We start from the raw sequence: 17,612 nt of genomic DNA, 5'->3' as shown, positions 1-17,612 counted from the left end.
GTAGCACAGAAACCTGCCCACTCGTTTGTGTGGAAGGTGCAACTTCAGAAAATTCCTTAGACGTGCGCTGAAATACTGCATTGGCTTCAGTACGATGGCGCGTCACGCAATGCTCCAAGCTTTTCAAGCAGCCCTTGCCGTACGGCCTTATACGGTGGAAAATCCGGCAACCCCTGCAGGAGATTCAGAGCATGCCCATCTTCCACAAACTGACGCCGGCTTGAATCAAAATGCATATCAAAAAACCAGGTACCCAGTAGAAGACGAAAATCATTCACACTGCGCAGGTCCGCATAGGCTGCCACACGTCCTTCAAGCGCAGCCTGTATCACCGCTTCGCTGTACATGCCCGCAGTATCGGGCAAACTTAAAACGACTGTGGGATTATAGGGTTTTGGGCCTTTCAGGTGCTCATCCATCACTTGCAGAATATCCAGCTTATCTGCATCACGCACAACATGCGCTGCGATCGCCGTATCCTCCGGCAGGCCTTCTGGCAAAGCGAAGCGGTTATGCAAAATCACGGCAGCCAGCACAGCTTTACGAATGGCAGGATCTTCGCCATCCAGGCGTTTTTCCTGTTTGAGAATGCGTAGCCCCAACTGCCCGTGGTTGCATGATTCTTTGTCTTTGAACGTGTGAAAACGCAGGTACTGCTCAAACCGGCCCACATCATGATATAAAGCAGCCAGAAGACATATTCGTCCCTGAACAACAGAAAACCGCTCGCTGTCCACCATACGCCGGGCATTATTCAGCACAGCCATACTGTGCCGGGTTTTCAGATGCATTGGGCCAACATCGCCACTGGGCCGGGCCGCTTCAATAGCACAGCGATTGGCGGCATAAGCCGCAAACCATTCTTCGTGATCTCCAATAAAACTGGCGCTTCCGAGGTTTGTTTCCATAGACCGTGTGTACTCCCAGGCGGCGCACAAGGCAATGTTCCGGCCTTGAGTATCAGCCTTCCAGCTATTGCTTGAGAGGCGGTGACTCATTTGCTATGCTTCACGACCTGACTCGCAGCGCGCATACGGCGCGCTGCCCCACACGCTTAAATCCACTCTGTTTAGTGCTTCCCGGAGCTTTCATGTCCGATTTCGTTCATTTGCATTGTCACACCGAATACAGCCTTCTGGACGGCGCCATACGCATCAAGGATCTTTGCGCCCGAGCCAAAGATTTTGGCATGCCCGCCTGCGCCATTACAGACCACGGCAATCTTTTTGGAGCAGCCTATTTCTATCAGGGCTGCAAAGAGTTCGGGGTAAAACCCATATTTGGCTGCGAAGTGTACGTTTGCCATGACCATACTGATAAAAAAACCGAATCTCCTCTGGCTCGTAAGCGCAATCATCTTATTTTGCTGGCGCAGAACAAGACAGGGTACCACAACCTGGTCAAACTGGTAAGCCAAGGCTTTCTTGAAGGATTTTACTATAAACCGCGTGTAGACAAAGCCCTTCTGCGAAAATATTCCGAAGGACTGACCTGCCTTTCGGCCTGCATTGCTGGTGAAATTCCTCGCGCAATCTTGGCCGACGATATGGATTTAGCCAGAAAACTCACTCTCGAATATGCCAGCATCTATCCCGGTCGGTTTTATCTTGAACTGCAATCAAATGGCTTGAAGGAACAGGAAAAAGCCAACACAGCCCTGATCGAGCTGGCTGAAACCTGCAACCTGCCGCTGGTGGCCACCAATGACTGCCACTATCTCAGTGCCGACGACGCTGAAGCCCATGAAGTGTTGCTCTGCATCCAGACGCAGACCACCATGGATGATCCCAAGCGTATGAAGTTTGGCACTCATGAACTGTATTATAAATCCATTGAAGAAATGGAAAAATCTTTCAGTCATGTACCCGAAGCTCTGTCCAACACCATGCGTATTGCTGAAGAATGCAATGTAGCGCTGGACTTCGGTAACCATTACTTCCCGGTATACCAATTGCCCGAAGGGGCCAGCATGGAATCTGAATTCCGTCATCTGGCTGAAGATGGGTTGAAAAAAAGACTGGAAAAGCACCCAGACCGGGCTTCCATCAATACTGAACTCTATCATGAACGCTTGCAGTATGAGTTGCGCGTCATTCTGGAAATGGGCTTTCCCAGCTATTTCCTCATCGTGCAGGAGTTTATCAACTGGGCAAAAAACAACAACATTCCTGTGGGGCCGGGGCGCGGATCCGCCGCCGGATCACTTGTGGCCTGGGCCTTGCGCATCACCAACCTGGACCCTATCCCCTATAATCTGCTGTTTGAACGTTTTTTGAACAGCGAACGCGTATCCCTGCCCGATATCGACGTCGACTTCTGCGAGCGGCGCCGCGGCGATGTCATCAAGCATATGGTTGAGACCTACGGAGAAGGCTCTGTTGCGCAGATTACCACGTTTGGCACGATGAAGGCCAAAGGTGTGGTTCGCGACGTAGGCCGCGCGTTGGGTATGAGTTTCGCCGAAACAGACCGGATTGCCAAACTGGTGCCCGCCGACCTCAAGATGACTATCAAAAAAGCTCTTGAAGCCGAGCCAGAGCTGGAAAAACTTTACCTCGAAGACTCGCAGGTCAAACACCTGCTTGATACAGCCCGCCGCCTTGAAGGTCTGGCTCGCCACGCCTCCACCCATGCCGCCGGCCTTGTGGTGTCTGACAAGCCTATGGAAGAATACTTGCCCCTTTATCTGGGCAAGCGCGGCGAACTTGTTACCCAGTTTGACGGCCCCATGACAGAAAAGGCGGGCTTGGTAAAATTCGACTTTCTGGGTCTCAAAACCATGACCCTTATTCAGGATACCCTGGATAACATCAGCCTTCAGGGCCAATCGCCGCCAGATCTTGACGATCTGCCTCTGACGGATTCAGAAACCTACGATCTCTACGCCAGAGGCGAGACCGACGGGGTTTTTCAGGTTGAAAGTTCCGGCATGCGACAGTATTTGCGCATGTTGCGGCCTACCTGCTTTGAAGATGTTATCGCTATGTTGGCTCTGTACCGTCCGGGGCCCCTTGGTTCTGGAATGGTTGACGAGTTCATCAAGCGAAAACACGGTCAGGTGCCCGTTATTTACCCCCATGACTCGCTTACTGACTGCCTGCGCGATACATACGGCGTTATTGTTTACCAAGAACAGGTCATGCAGATCGCCCAGATTATTGCCAGCTATACGCTGGGCGGGGCCGACCTTCTGCGCCGCGCCATGGGCAAGAAAAAAGCTGAAGCCATGGCCAAGGAGCGGGTCAGCTTTGTGGCCGGCGCCACGAAAAACAATATCACTGAAGAAAAAGCCAACGAAATATTTGACTTGATGGAAAAATTTGCGGAATACGGCTTCAACAAGTCGCACTCCGCCGCCTATGCCCTCATTTCATATTATACTGCCTACCTCAAGGTTCACTATAAAGTTGAGTTTATGGCAGCCCTGCTCACTTCAGAAATGGGCAATCAGGATAAACTGCTCAAGTATGTATCCTGCTGCAAGGATATGGGCATTGATGTCGTGCAGCCCTCAGTAAACCGCAGCCAACGCGAGTTTTCAGCTTACGAGGGCAAAGTGGTTTTTGGTTTGGGCGGCATTAAAAACGTGGGTGATGAAGCCATCCGCGAACTGGTCGAATCCCGCAGAGATGATGGAGAATTTGCTTCACTTTTTGACCTGTGCTGCCGCGTCAATCTTCGCAAAGTTACCAAGCGCGTGCTGGAATCTCTTATCAAGGGTGGCGCTTGCGACTGCTTTGGTGTGGCGCGTGCGGCCATGCTGGCTTCACTCGAAGCCGTGGTCACCCGCGCCCAAAAGAAAGCGAAAGATAAAAATTCCAATCAGGTTTCCTTGCTGGCTATGGCCCCTGCTGTGGAAAACGCGCCGCAGCCTGGCGTAGGGCTCGACTGCCCAGAGGCAGATATACCTGAAATGCCGGATGAAGATAAGCTTCGTGCTGAAAAAGAGGCCTTGGGCTTCTTTCTTACAAGCCACCCTTTGCAGCCCTTTGTGCGTGAAATACGCCGCCTGGGCCTTACAACGCTCGAAGATGCCCGGGATATGTTCCCCGGTGCAGAGGTGCGCTGCGCAGTGCTTGTGACCAGTGTTCGCGAGGTCATAACCAAGAGTAAGGGTGAACGCATGGCTTTCGCAGCCATTGAAGACCTTACTGGTCATGGCGAGGTTACTTTTTTCCCTCGCAGTTACGCTGAAGTGCGCCAGCTGCTGCATTCGGAACAGCCCCTTTGCCTCACCGCCCGGCTTGATAAAGAGCCGGAAGATAACCGGGATATGGACGAAGACAGTGAAGATGCCCCCCGTGAACTCAAACTGCTGGGGCAAAGCCTGCTGCTTATGGCCGAATGCTGCAGCCTCAACGACACCCCGGTGTGCGTCCAGATTCCTCCGCACCGCATGAGCAAAGAAGATTTACTGGCTTTGCGTAATATTCTCGAAGGCCATCCCGGTCCTGTGGAAACCCACGCACAGATCTGCCTGGATGGGCATGTCTGCCACCTGCATTTGGACAATACTCTCAAGGTCACTCCTGGCCCCGAGTTGGACAAGGCCCTTGCGGCATGGGCATCGTGAGGCCCACTCTTTTATGCTGAAATTTTTTGTTGTGACAGGCATTGGGCTGGCTCTTCTCAACGGCTGGATTATCTGGTGGCTATGGCGTGCTCTTGAGCATACGGGCTGGTTGCGTCCAATGCTTTGCCTTGTCGTGGCTGTATTGGGTGTTTCCTTTCCCCTGCTTTACAAGTTGGGAGGCGACTCCGCCATTGAAGTTTGGTTACTGCGGGCAGGGTCATTCTGGCTTGGCATGCTTTTCTATGTATTCATGCTGGTTCTGATCATGGATATATGGGGATTGGCCAGCCGCTTGTGGGCCGAGCCGCCCGTTGCCCCACGTTGGGGAGGCGCCCTGCTTGTTATGGGCCTTCCTCTCGTTATTGGCTGCGCCAGCTGGTTTAATGCCGCCAATCCTATCGTTCGGGAATATGATCTGACCATAAGCACCAACGACCCCGTGCCTCAGACTTATGCTCAATCTCCGCTGATATTGGGCGTGCTGGCTGACATGCACTTGGGCCGCATCATCACTGCACCGCGTCTTGTACGCGCGATGGATTTGCTGGCGCCTTACAAACCGGATGCAGTCCTGTATATTGGCGATATTATTGACGACCATATTCTTGTGGATGTTGAAGGCATGGCTGCGGCCCTGGCCCGCGTGGAGCCTCGGTTGGGGCATTGGGTTGTGCCAGGCAATCATGAATATATTTCAGGCTCCATCAAAGATAGCCTGGATATTTTGCGTCACAGCGGAATGCAGGTGTTACGGGATCAGTGGCGTATTCTGGACAACGCCTTTGTGCTCGTGGGTAGAGATGACATGAGCCGTCATGCTTTTGAAGGAACACCGCGAAAGAGCCTGCCTGAAATTCTTGCAGACATACCTCACGCGCACCGTAATCTGCCCATTTTCGTTATGGACCATCAACCAAGTATGCTGGACGAAGCGCGCACTGCCGGGGCAGTGCTGGAACTTTCGGGACATACCCACTTTGGGCAGCTTTGGCCCTTTCATTGGGTGGTAGAGAGTATGTATGAAAACCCGATGGGCCTACTGATCAAAAACGGGCTGCACTCCGTTGTATCGCCAGGCGTTGGCACATGGGGCCCGCCTATGCGTAATACTTCACGCGCGGAAGTGCTTATTGTCAAAGTACATTTTACGCAAACTGCTCAGTAGAAAAAAGGCGGCTCAGGCCGCCTTTAATTTATATCAAAATTTCTTTCTCTTATTCTTCTACCACTGGCGTTCCAGTGACAGGCAAAGACCCTTGCCGAATAAAGTGGTCTACGAGACCAAACACTATTTCGTTACCGCAAAAATTACCCGTTGCAATAGCGGCCTTGTAAGCGGGCAAGTTTGCTTCAAAGCGTTGCAGCAGCTCAGGCTCAAGGGTAAGCATATCGGCCTGCATGCCATAGCCAAGCCGATCAATATACAGGGCGTTGAACCGTTGCTCCACCATTGCTTTAAGAGGCAAGGTCAATATTGGCTTGCCAAGATACAGAGCCTCGCCCATGAGCGTATGCCCCCCCCCCTGAATGACATATGAGCACCCTTCAAGCAGGCGCAAAAAGCCCTCTTCGCTCTTGCGCATAAAAATAACGTTGTCTTCTTGCCCTTCAGTGCGGTCATAGCCGAAGACATAGCAGGTCTTACGGGTGGCAGCACGCAAAAAGTCTACCAGTTTGCGATGTGTGGAGTTGCTCTGGTACACAAGCACATGGCCGTCATCGCGCGGATTCAAGCCCAGAACGCTGTCACGCAGAATGGGCGGCGCCACCCGGGCTTTATACTGAGGCAACACCGGCGGCGCATAGAAAGAAATGATAAGGTTTTCTGCCGTGGGTCGAAAAAGATACCGTGGCGTCAGCCCTTGCACAAAGCTGTCCCACCACATATTCAAGGGCAGGTCATGACGGCAGCAGGTGATCACATGCTGGTGATCCAAAGTCAGACATGGCAGACCTGCTTTTTCTGCGGCCCGCGGCACAAAATACTCAAGGTCAGTCATGCACACATCGGGCTTGAATTCGTCAATCAGGCGTGAAACCTGATCAATATATCGCTGCCTGTGCCAGAGGATGGGCAGAGCCTTCGTGATGGTCGCTGCCAAGTCCACTTTATAATTCTTAAAAACCGTGCCCAAATTGGGCAGGCGGCGTACCGGGAACTCCGGTTCGAGAATTTTTGGGGCATCGTCGTTGGCAATAAAAAGGAATTCGTGGCGAGACAGTCGGCGAGCGATGGTCAGGCCACGCATGGCGTGGCCATGTCCTGTTCCGTGTATGCCATAAAGAACACGCGCCATAATATTCCTTTTCCAGTTGGTGAAATTGTCTGTAGCTGGCCGATCAAGCGTCGGCAGGCCAAATGTGCATGCGCTTTGGAGCAGATCAATTTTGAAATGCCCCATATTTTCAAAATTGCCGTTCTGACCAACAATGCGGTCTTCAGCAGAATCCACGCCGTTACGGTGCGCCGTTCCCTCGTGCAGCGTTAGAGCATGTAAACATTTTCAAATTAAAAATGCTAAACTTCTTAACAAAACCGATGCCTGCCCTGCCACACAATTGGGCAGGTTAGCAAGCAGCAAGGTCAACCGTCAATGGCACAGTTTCATCACACATCTGCAACGTCTTGACGGTACAGGCTTTTATTATCTAGCATCCTGACAACGGTTGCATGCTTGCCGATCGTTCTGGCAGTCTGACTGCCAACAACCCACTATTACTTTCTAAGCCTGTATTATAGACCAGATGAGGTAGCAATGAACAGCCGTAAAATTCGGGAAGACCTGGGCCGTGCCAGAGCCAGTAGCGCGCGCCGCGATCCTGAGCGCGCGCTCTACTTGACCATATCGGCCCTTAAGGACCTGGGTGGACTGCCTGCCCCCACTGACCTGCGCGGCGACTTGCGAACCACGGTTGGCGCGCTGACAGCAGATCCAGACCTGAAGGAGTATCTGCCAGCAGGCCTGGGCTACCAACCCGGCAACGAAAAAGATCTGCTTCAGGTTTTGGCTAATGCCTATCAAAACATGAAAGGTAGTGCAGAGCAGGAAGATTACGAAACAACCCTGCAGCGCAAGCTCAATATTGACCGCAACCTGCGGGACGGCAAAAAATTTCTTTCTGAGGGGCGTGCTTCAGAAGCTGATGCGTGCTTTGCAGAAGCCATGAAGTTTTACAAAGATGAGTTTGCTATCTTTGCCATGATGGGCACTGCCATGATCGATGCAGGGGAATACGTGCGTGCGCTCGGGCATGTTCGTAACGGTCTAAAAGAAGACCCTCAAAATGCGGAATTGATACACATGGCAAATGAATGCATCCGCCTGCGCAGCCTTAGCTGAAAAAGTTTAACTCATTACTGCTCTTGCAGTGCCATCAAAGCTGACTGCCAACGGTAAGTCCGCTCTTTTACCGGAACGCTGTCAGTTTATACTTGTGTGAGCTTGTCATGCTTCAAGAAAAAATCTAGAGTTTAGCGCCTATTCATTATCACTTTCCCATGAGGCCAAGCATGGACGTTGTACGTTATATTCACGCAGCCGATTTACATCTGGACACACCCTTCCGGGGGCTTTCTCGTGAAGCCGCTCAAGGCGGCCATCTGGCGCGCTTGCTGCACGAAGCAACCTTTAAAGCACTGGATAGGCTTTTTCGCCTGTGTGAAACGGAAAAACCAGACTTTCTAGTATTGGCTGGTGACGTGTATAATGAAGAAGACCGTAGTGTTAAGGCACAGTTACGTCTGCGCGATGGATGCTTGCGCCTGCGCGATGCTGGTGTGCGCGTCTTTATCGCCCACGGTAACCATGACCCTCTCAATTCCTTGCTCTCCTCCATTCGCTGGCCCGACAATGTGACCATTTTCGGCCCTGAAGTGGAACGTCACGTTGTTGAAAAAAATGGTAAAGCATTGGCTGTTGTGCATGGCATCAGCCATGCCAAAGCCCGCGAAGGCCGTAATCTGGCACGCCTTTTTCGCCGAGAATTCGAGCAGCCTTGCTTTCAGCTTGGCGTGATGCATTGCACTGTAGATGGTGAAACAAAGGCCGACCGCTACGCCCCCTGCTCGTTGGACGATCTTAAGGACACTGGTCTGGATGCCTGGGCTCTTGGGCATGTTCACGAACGCCGCACACTGAGCCAAGAGCCTTTTGTCGCATACAGCGGCAATAGCCAGGGGCTGCACGTCAATGAGGCTGGCCCCCGGGGCTGCCTTCTGGTGACGGCCCGCGCAGAAAATCTTCAAGCCGGGCAGTCCGACACCGCGTCATCGTGGCAATGTCAGGCTGACTTTGTGCGCCTTGGCCCGGTGCAGTGGACGACTCTGGATCTGGACATGAACGGCATCGAACAACTCGATCAAGTTGAAAACCGTTTGGTCCAGAGCCTGGATCAGGCTGCCGCAGACACCGATCCCGGCTGCGAAGCCCTGCTTGCCCGCGTGCGTCTGTATGGCAGCACGTCCCTTGACGCCATCCTGCGTGACTCCAACAACCAGGAAGACCTGCTGGAACGTCTGGGGCACCTTGCCTCTGGCACGCCCGGAGTTTGGGTCAAAGATTTGCGCATAGACACCATCCCGGCAATAGACCATGTCCAATACCTGCAACGTGAAGATCTGCTTGGCGAAACGCTGCGTATGGCTCAGCGCATGAGCGAAAGCCACGAGGCATTGCAAGAGGTAGCAGGGCCAGCTCTGGCTCCGCTTTTCACCCACGGCCAGTTGCGCAAGATTCTGGCGCAACCCGATGATACTCAGATGCAGGCACTGCTTGATGAGGCCCAACGACTTTGCACTGACCTTCTGGAGGTACGCTGATGTATATCCAGTCCTTTCATATGGACGGATTCGGCATTTTTTCTGATGTGACTGTAGAAGGTCTTGGCCCCGGTCTTTCCATTTTTTTGGGTGAAAACGAAGCAGGCAAGTCTACATGCCTGGAATTCTTGCGCTCGACACTGGCAGGGTATCCAGCTCCCAACAGTAAAGAAGGAAAGCTCATACCTGGCGCGCTTCGCGGCGGCAGCGCGGGTGGCAGCCTGACACTATATACTGGTGAAGACTCACTGATGCGCCTTACGCGCCGCCCCGGCGGCGGGGCAAACGGGCAGGTCTCTCTCACAGACAATCAGGGTAAACCGCTTGATGAAGATGTTTTGCGCCGGCTGCTCTCAGGTGTCAGCCGCGATGTTTACCGTAATGTCTTCGGCTTCAGCCTCACCGAGCTGGAGCATATGGGCAACCTCACCGGAGAAAGCGTGCGGCACGCTCTGTATGGGGCCAGCTTTGGCCCTGGCCTGCGCGCCCCTGGCGAAGTACTCAACATCCTGAAAAAACAGAACGACGAAATTTTTAAATCTGGCGGTAGCAAACCTCCTCTCAATCAGGCCCTCAAACAGCTCAACGACCTGCGTCAGCGCATGGCCGAACTGCGTCAGCAGCAAGCCGGATTTGACGAACTGGCCAGAGAATTGGATGAAAAACGCGAAGAGTTGGTTGCAGCGCGCGGCTATAAGGCCCAGTTGGAAGAAGAAAGGCGATTGCTCGAACGGCGTTTGGGCGTTTGGCTCCAATGGAATGAGTGGCGTATGGTCTGCGCTGCCCTGGAGCGGCTTGGTCCTGTCAATGAAACTTTTCCTGAAGACGGGCAGGCCCGCCTGGCCCGTGCTCAAGAAGCCCGCGAAATCTGCGAACGCCATTTGGCCGCCCGCACCGAAAAACTGAACCTCATGCGTGAACGCCGCGATGCGGTGCAACTTGATTTACCACTGCTGGACGCCCTGCCAGCACTGCGACGCATGGCCGAGCGCAAAAGCGGCTTCCGTCAGGCGTCAACTGCGCTGCCTGCGCAGAAGGACCGCTGCCGTCGCGCAGAGGAAGACCTTGCCCGAGAACTTGCGCGCCTTGGCCCTGACTGGAGTTGTGACCGCATCCGTCAAACCGACCGCTCGCTTTTTGCCCGCGAGGATCTTGAAAAACAAGCCCGCGAAATGACGGCGTCGGTTTCAGCCCATCAGGCCGCAGTGGACACATTGAACCAATGCAATCGCGAGGTGGAAACAGCCGAGCGTGATGTGGCCTCTTTCCAGAAAGATCTTGCCGTATTGCCTACACCGGTAGCTGCACTTGACGACGATCAGCGGGACACTTTGCGTCAGGCTTTGACCCGGCAGGAAGAAGCGCGCCGCCAGATACCATTGCGGCAACGTGCAGTGCAAGAAGCCCGCACGACGTTTGCTCGTGCTCTTACCCCACTGAGGCTTTCTGGCGTAGGCGCTACAGATGCCAGTGACACTGCTGTCGCCACACTCGACGCGCTGCTGACCCGGCAAGATGAAGCTCTGGAACTGGCGGCCAGTGTACAGGAACGGCTGGAGCATGCCTCTGAAGCAGCCCTGGCAGTACAGCAAGCTGAAGAGCAGATGGCTTCTGTCAAAGGCCGGATGGATGCCCTGCGCGAAGAACAAAGAGGTAAAAATGGCCCCACACGCGAAGATCTTGATGGACGCACAGCAGCGTTACGTTCTTTGCGCGCCCTGTCTTCATCACTCGGCACAGAAAGGCAAAGACTGGATGAAGTGGACGCGCGACTGGAAAACGAGCCGCCTGTCAAGAGTGTCAAAAATCTTCCTCTCCTGATTTTGGGGTTGATTTTCTTTGTAGCTGGCGTCGGCATGCTGCTTACATACTGGCGTCTTGGCCTCACGACCATCTCGCTGGCAGAGGGCATGGATTTGCCCGTCAACCTTTGGTCTGGCTACCTTATTTTGCTCTGTGGCGTGGGCTTTTTGGCTGGCGGCCTGCCGCACAACGGTCCTGAAGCGAAGCGTCGCAAAAAAGAGCTGACCAACCTTCAGAACCGCCGCGAAACATGTGCCAACCATGTGGCTGAACTCGAAGAGCAGGCACGGCAACTCTGCCAGACTGCACACGTTCAGAGCATGGATATGGTCACTCTTGAAGCTACCGAAGTGCTGCTGGAAAGAGAACGCGAACAGTGCTTTCATGAAGAGCGGGCGCGAAAGGATATGGAAGGCCTCAAGCGTGCGACAGACCTCGCTCGTACCGAGGTAAGCAGACGTCAGGCACTGTGTCAGGAAGTTGAAGGAGTCGTGCAACAAACCCGGCGCCGTTGGCATGAGTTTATGCTTACGCTCAAAGTTGGCAACGTTCCTGCCCCTGAGGGCGCTGCGGCCTTTTTTGCCAGAGCAGAATCAGCGCGGCTGGCATTTAGTGGCGTGGCTGCTGCTCAAGCTGAACTCAAATCCCTTGAAGATGACCTTGCGCGAACTGAAGAACGCATGCGCCAAGTCGCCGCAGTGGCGGAACGCCTTCCAACTGTGACCGATACTGCAAGTTCGTTGCAAACGGAAGAAAGCCTTTCAGATATACTTGCAGAAACCGCCCGACAGATACTGGAATCCTGCCGGGAAGCAGATGCCGCCCGTGAACAGCGCATCAAGGCCGAGGCTGCGTTGCAAAATGCTGAAAACGACAGGCAGCGCAGCAGAACAAGGCAAAACGAAGCCACAAACGAGCTGCGTGCGGCTGAAGAACGCCTTAACACGGCTCGCAGCCAATGGGCACATTGTCTTGAAGGACTTGGGCTGGGTACGGATCTTGACCCGGAAACGGTTCGCGAAGCTTTCAAGTATATGGAAAATTGTCTGGCTGCGGAATCCGCACTCGAGCGCGCCCATCTGGAGCAGGCGCAAAGCCTGGCAGAATTGGCTGCCCTGCGCGATCCCTTGTCTCAGCTGCTTGTCAGCCTGAACCGATCTCCCGTAATCGACAGTAACGAAGAACCTGATTGGCTGGCCAGCCTTGACGCCACTCTCGAGGCGGCAGAAGATATGGCCATTGCGCAGACCCGTCGGCACGGTCTGGACCAGGAACTGGCGGAGCTAGTAAGCGAAGCTCGGGCTGCAGAGGCCGCACTGGATTCAGCCGCGCACGCAGAACGCAGTCTTTTGGCCCTGGCCAGTGCTGTGGATTCTGAAGATTTCTTGCGACAGGCCGCCCGGCATGAAGAACAGCGTAACCTTGCCCACCGCAAGGTTGATCTTGAAGACGCTTTGCGGTTGGCTGCCGATAAGTGCCCCCTGGAAGAATTTTTGGCTCAATTTGAAACTGAAAGTCAAGAAACGCAGGAAAAACGCTGTACCAACATTAAAGATGAGCTAGCTCAACTTCAGGACAGAGAACAGGAATTGGGCGACAGAGTGAGTACGCTACGCTCTGGCGTCGAAGCCCTGTCTCATAACGATGAGTTGGCGCAACTGCAGCAGGAAGCTGCCACGCTGGAAGAAAGCATGCAACGCATGGCTTTTGACTGGAGCCGCAAGGCATTGGCGCGGGCGATTCTTGAAGCAGCAAAAAACAATTTTGAGCGAGAACGGCAACCTGAGGTTATTCGCCTCGCTTCAGAAATTTTTGCACGCATTACAGGGCGGCGCTGGTTGGGTATAAGCGCATCACTTGAGGACAAGACCTTAAGTATCCTGCCTGCACAGGGTGAAGCCCTTGCTCCGGAAAACCTTAGCAGAGGCGCACGCGAACAGGCCTACCTTGCGCTCCGCCTGGCTTACATCAAAAACCACGCAGCTCACGCCCTGCCCCTGCCCATAATTATGGATGAAGTACTCGTCAACTTTGACCCCCAAAGAGCTGAGCGTACAGCCCGTGCTTTTGTGGATTTGACTGATGCTGGAAGCAGTAACGGGCATCAACTCCTGTATTTTACATGCCAGCCCCACATGGTAGAGCTTCTGCGCAAAGCAGAGCCTACGGCAGCACTTTTTCATGTAGAGCAAGGTCAGATCTGGGCCGCCTGACACTGTTGTTCCACATAGCGCATTATTTGAAGCCGCCGCCTTATATAAGGTGGCGGCTTTTTCTGCCCACTGCTGATGGATTATGCAAGAATAAATAATCTAGCTAATTGTTGAACAACCCGCCTACAAAAATTGAGGCAACTAGCATCACACTAATTAGCTAGAATTTCATATCATAATAATTATTATTTGAAAAAGAATTTCATTTCTGTTGACATCGATTTTCAATCATGACAATGTGCGCCATGCCAATAACGCATTTCGGAGGAAAGCATGGCGCATAATGGTAGTTCCACTTTGAACTCAGACGTTACTCACCGCTTCAGTCACGACAACCTCCACATCAGCCTCAACGATCAGTTTGATTCTCCTCAGGCCGATGCCGTAATTGCCCTCCTGCAGCATAATCACATGAATTGTAAACGCATATTCATTGATGTGCGCCAAGTTCACCGCCCCAATCCTTCAGCGGTGGATATTCTGAAAAGCTCTCTACTTCTCAACGGATTCAACAAAGAGCAGGTAATCTTTAAAGGCAAAAGCGGCTTTGATATGGCCGTTAGCGGCAATCGTGTGCTCATCCAGCAAGAAAAAAAGCACGTTTGCAAAGGCAACTGCGCCAATTGCAAATGTGGACATCATAAAGGCGGACAGCACAAACACGATCATTCACATGACGATCACCACGCTCATCATGGGCACACAAATCATAATTGATAACTCTCAACCTCTAAAGTGCGCCTGGAACAAGAGTACTGCATTTCCACTGCAAGCGAATGAACCGCACACGTACCTTACTGGGATCGCACAGATCAGGCTCACAACGCGACAAGGTATTGGTTTACCCAATGCCGCAGCCGCGAAAACCATAACTGGAGGAAATGGTATGAATGCCAAAGAAAGGAAAGGGTTGCAACGCTTCAAAAAGACCTGCATGGTGGCACTGCTTGCCGCTGGTCTGCTGATGGGCGTGGCCGGGGGGGCCAAAGCCATCGAATTTAAAGCTCAGGGCGAATGGCTTGTAGGCTTTGGCCTCGCTGACGCCACGCTGTCTGAACACACCCGTGGGCCCAATCACGGCGCTAAAGAAAAAACCAACGACAACGATACCTTTGGTGCGGCTCAGCGTCTGCGTTTGCAGTTGGACGCAGTGGCTTCTGAAGCCCTGTCCGGTACTGTGTACTTTGAAATTGGCACGCAGAACTGGGGCAAGTCTGATGAAGGTGGTGCTCTTGGCGCTGATGGCAATAACGCCATCAAGCTCAAAAACGCCTATATTGACTGGCTCATTCCCCAGACTGACGCGCGAGTGCGTATGGGTATCCAGGCTCTGGCCCTGCCGAATATGGCTGGTGGCTCTTCGGTTCTGGATGCTGACGTTGCTGCTGTTGTGGCCAACTATAAATTCAATGAAAACGTTGGCCTTACCGCTTTTTGGGCGCGTCCTGTCAATGACAATTTTAACGCCAGCACCTACGGCAATGGCGATAGCAAAGCCAAGAGCAACTACCTCGACAATATGGACCTCTTTGCCGTCAGCCTGCCTATGACTTTTGACGGTGTTGAAGTGACGCCCTGGGCCATGTACGGCATGCTTGGCCGTAATGCTCTGCGCGGCCTTGAAACCATAGACGACAACGAACCTTGGGCGACAAACGACGGCGCTCTTGGTTTGACCATTCCTGGCTTAACACCTGGGTTCAACTACGTTAACGGCACTCCGCTTGACTCACGTACTACCAGCAAGCAATATGGCAACATGTTCTGGGTTGGTTTGCCTGTGGGCATCACCATGTTTGATCCCCTGAACATCGAATTCGACGTCAACTACGGCTATGTGGAAAGCATGGGCCGCTTTGATGTCAGCAAGCGCGGCAGCGACACTGACATCGTGCGCGGCAGCACTGAGCGTCAGGGCTTTGTCGTCAAGGCATTGGTGGAATACAAAATGGACTGGGCTACTCCCGGCATCTTCGGCTGGTACGGCTCCGGTGACGATGGCAATATCAAGAATGGTTCTGAGCGCATGCCTTCCATCGCGGGCGCTGGCAACTTTACCTCTTTCATCGGCGACGGCAACCTTGCCTGGGGCGCTGGCCCCGGTGATGTTGCTGACTGGAATATGACCTATGCTGGCACCTGGGGCATCGGCGGTCAGTTGAAAGACATGAGCTTCCTTGAAGACCTCAAGCACACCCTGCGCGTGGCCTACTGGGGCGGCACCAATGCTCCCTCTATGGTCAAGTATATGGCTGAGGCTTCTTCCTGGAGCGAAGGCTATGGCGGCGATGGTCCTTACCTGACCACCAACGATGGACTGCTGGAATTCAACTTGATCAACCAGTGGCAGATCTACGAAAACCTGGAAGCCAATCTTGAACTGGGCTATGTGGTCAACATGATTGACCAGGATACCTGGAAGAAAGACGGCTACTACAGCGGCGGCGGCAACGGCAGCTTTGATAAAAAAGATGCCTGGAAAGCCCAGCTTGTTTTTGCATACAGCTTCTAGCACCTGACTGCACACGCCGGGGCGCACGCGCCCCGGCAATTCAAACCACAACTGCGCGCGATTCCTTCCCGTGCGCTTCTTGGCCGCCGCCTTCTTAAATGAAGGCGGCGGTTTTGCCATCTGTGTGCTTGAGGCTTTAGGTCGTGCCGGGCTAGGCCCATGCCATCAGATAACAAAAATGCCCTCACGGATTTACCGCAAGGGCATTGAAAAGAAGCGAACAAGAGCAAAAACTATTCTTTGGCTTTCTGCAAAGAAAAAATTTCTTTATGCCTTGGCGCAGCTGGCGCAGGCCTCAGGTTCTTTACCGCTTTTCTTAAAGACGATCAGCGGACAGTTTTTACAAATGTCAGCGCCGGGGAAAGGATCGCCAGGACGTGTTATGGATGAGGCCCCGGTCTGGGCTATGCGTTCCATCAAGCGCTCAACCGTAGGACCAATGTGCGCCCCGGGTATGAACACGTTCAGTTCGCCGCGCTCGGTTTTTCCAGAGTTGTAGCTGCCAGAGCAGGATGGGCACATGTTCATGGTCTGCTCAAGGTGCGTAAATACAGACCCGCCGCAAGCGGATGAGCTCATGGTCACCATGGGGCGCAGGGGGTGGGTGTCTGTTGCCGCCATGTAATCAATGGCCAGATGGTAGGATTGCATGTTGTCGCAGTAAAAATGCACAACATCTGGCTGAATGACGGCATCCCCCAGCGGGGCGACAGACACCGCAACAATGGAGTTCAGCGGCAGACGGGGTTTGGAACGCATGAAGCGCTCGGCCTGCGCCAAGTCTTTGCAGTACTTGGCCTGTGTTTTTATTTCTTTATCGTCGATGTCCTTCCAGCCGAAGGAGACATGGGAGTTGGAACAGCCCAGATTTTCCTTGGTCGCCAGTACGGTCTGGCCCTGCATGCGGGCGGCTATTTCCCACTGACAGAAGGTGATCGGCTTGACGGGCTCAACATAGCGGGCCTTCTTTTTGAACGCTTCCACATCAGCCTGATCTTTGAAAAAATTTACAGCGATAGGATAATGATACAGCCGCAGCTCCCGCATCAGCAGATCCTGCATTTCTTTATAGCTCAGGGGCATTTCAGTCTCCTTTTGGTAATCTATAAACATTGCCAATATGGGTGGCAATACTAAAAGAAATTGTTCACTATGGCTATAGCCTAAAGCGCGTTTTTGAGGTTTTTACTTCAATGCGGCACAGCCCTTGGGCGGAATAAAAAAAGGACTCACGGAAATTCCGCAAGTCCTTGAATTTTCTGGTGCGCCCGACAAGAATCGAACTTGTGGCCTACAGCTTAGGAGGCTGTCGCTCTATCCAACTGAGCTACGAGCGCAACCTCATATATATATTTGTACGATTGCATGGTGTCAAGTTCTTTGCTTTTATTTGAAAATGATCCTGATGAGCAAACTCATCAGGATTGGTTAAAATTATCTTATAGGCGAAAAAGGGTGAAAAACTGTTTATGCGCATCTAGTAATTATTATGAAGGCTGTCGGCAAACTCTGCTCCCCGCTTATGGTACCAAACATGCCCCTCGCATTCCAAGACTGTAAAAAATTTTGAGTTAGATACCTACACCGGCAAAATTGCGCAGTATTGACCGACATTATAGACACACGCAAATGACACGCAGTTCTATCAATACTCATAATTCAGGGTTGGTCGTAGGCTGGGATCTCTGCAGG

Annotated in this window: 10 protein-coding genes and 1 tRNA gene; 7 read left to right on the top strand and 4 right to left on the bottom strand. The window is 52.9% G+C overall.

From position 1 onward, the window contains the following. Positions 1–86: 86 nt before the first annotated feature. On the bottom strand, positions 87–908 hold the full coding sequence (locus tag HNQ38_RS02685; protein ID WP_183717847.1) for an HD domain-containing protein: 822 nt from the start codon (positions 906–908) through the stop codon (positions 87–89). A 182-nt stretch (positions 909–1,090) separates the two neighbouring features. Between HNQ38_RS02685 and dnaE the strand changes: the two genes are divergently transcribed. Next, positions 1,091–4,573 (top strand): DNA polymerase III subunit alpha, encoded by a 3,483-nt coding sequence (gene dnaE / locus HNQ38_RS02680; RefSeq protein WP_183717846.1) that lies wholly within the window; start codon positions 1,091–1,093, stop codon positions 4,571–4,573. A 13-nt stretch (positions 4,574–4,586) separates the two neighbouring features. Next, positions 4,587–5,738, top strand: a complete 1,152-nt coding sequence (locus HNQ38_RS02675; protein WP_183717845.1) for a metallophosphoesterase — start codon at positions 4,587–4,589, stop codon at positions 5,736–5,738. Between the two features lie 49 nt (positions 5,739–5,787). On the opposite strand, the gene HNQ38_RS02670 is transcribed toward HNQ38_RS02675, so the two are convergent. Next, entirely contained in the window at positions 5,788–7,026 is a 1,239-nt protein-coding gene (locus HNQ38_RS02670) for a glycosyltransferase family protein (protein WP_343060068.1), read from the bottom strand. Positions 7,027–7,329: 303 nt separating this feature from the next. Here HNQ38_RS02670 and HNQ38_RS02665 point away from each other — a divergent pair, with 303 nt between their 5' ends. The 5 genes from HNQ38_RS02665 (at position 7,330) to HNQ38_RS02645 (ending at position 15,920) form a co-directional block, all read left to right on the top strand. Further along, on the top strand, positions 7,330–7,914 hold the full coding sequence (locus HNQ38_RS02665) for a hypothetical protein (protein WP_183717844.1): 585 nt from the start codon (positions 7,330–7,332) through the stop codon (positions 7,912–7,914). A 170-nt stretch (positions 7,915–8,084) separates the two neighbouring features. Then, positions 8,085–9,392, top strand: a complete 1,308-nt coding sequence (locus HNQ38_RS02660; RefSeq protein ID WP_183717843.1) for a metallophosphoesterase family protein — start codon at positions 8,085–8,087, stop codon at positions 9,390–9,392. Further along, positions 9,392–13,408 (top strand): AAA family ATPase, encoded by a 4,017-nt coding sequence (locus tag HNQ38_RS02655; protein WP_183717842.1) that lies wholly within the window; start codon positions 9,392–9,394, stop codon positions 13,406–13,408. The genes HNQ38_RS02660 and HNQ38_RS02655 overlap by 1 nt, the downstream gene beginning before the upstream one ends. Positions 13,409–13,681: 273 nt before the next feature. Beyond that, complete coding sequence (locus HNQ38_RS02650) at positions 13,682–14,125, top strand: squalene cyclase (protein ID WP_183717841.1); 444 nt, start codon at positions 13,682–13,684, stop codon at positions 14,123–14,125. Positions 14,126–14,294: 169 nt separating this feature from the next. Continuing rightward, positions 14,295–15,920, top strand: a complete 1,626-nt coding sequence (locus HNQ38_RS02645) for an outer membrane homotrimeric porin (protein ID WP_183717840.1) — start codon at positions 14,295–14,297, stop codon at positions 15,918–15,920. A gap of 267 nt (positions 15,921–16,187) precedes the next feature. On the opposite strand, the gene HNQ38_RS02640 is transcribed toward HNQ38_RS02645, so the two are convergent. Then, positions 16,188–17,003 carry a DUF169 domain-containing protein gene (locus tag HNQ38_RS02640; RefSeq protein ID WP_183717839.1) on the bottom strand — a complete coding sequence of 272 codons (816 nt, stop codon included), beginning with the start codon at positions 17,001–17,003 and terminating at the stop codon, positions 16,188–16,190. Between the two features lie 177 nt (positions 17,004–17,180). After that, positions 17,181–17,257 (bottom strand) — tRNA-Arg (locus HNQ38_RS02635). Positions 17,258–17,612 lie beyond the last annotated feature (355 nt).

This window comes from Desulfovibrio intestinalis (genome assembly GCF_014202345.1).
Lineage (GTDB): Bacteria > Desulfobacterota > Desulfovibrionia > Desulfovibrionales > Desulfovibrionaceae > Desulfovibrio > Desulfovibrio intestinalis.
Note: the sequence above shows the minus strand (reverse complement) of the source record. Positions and strands in the feature narration are given on the sequence as shown.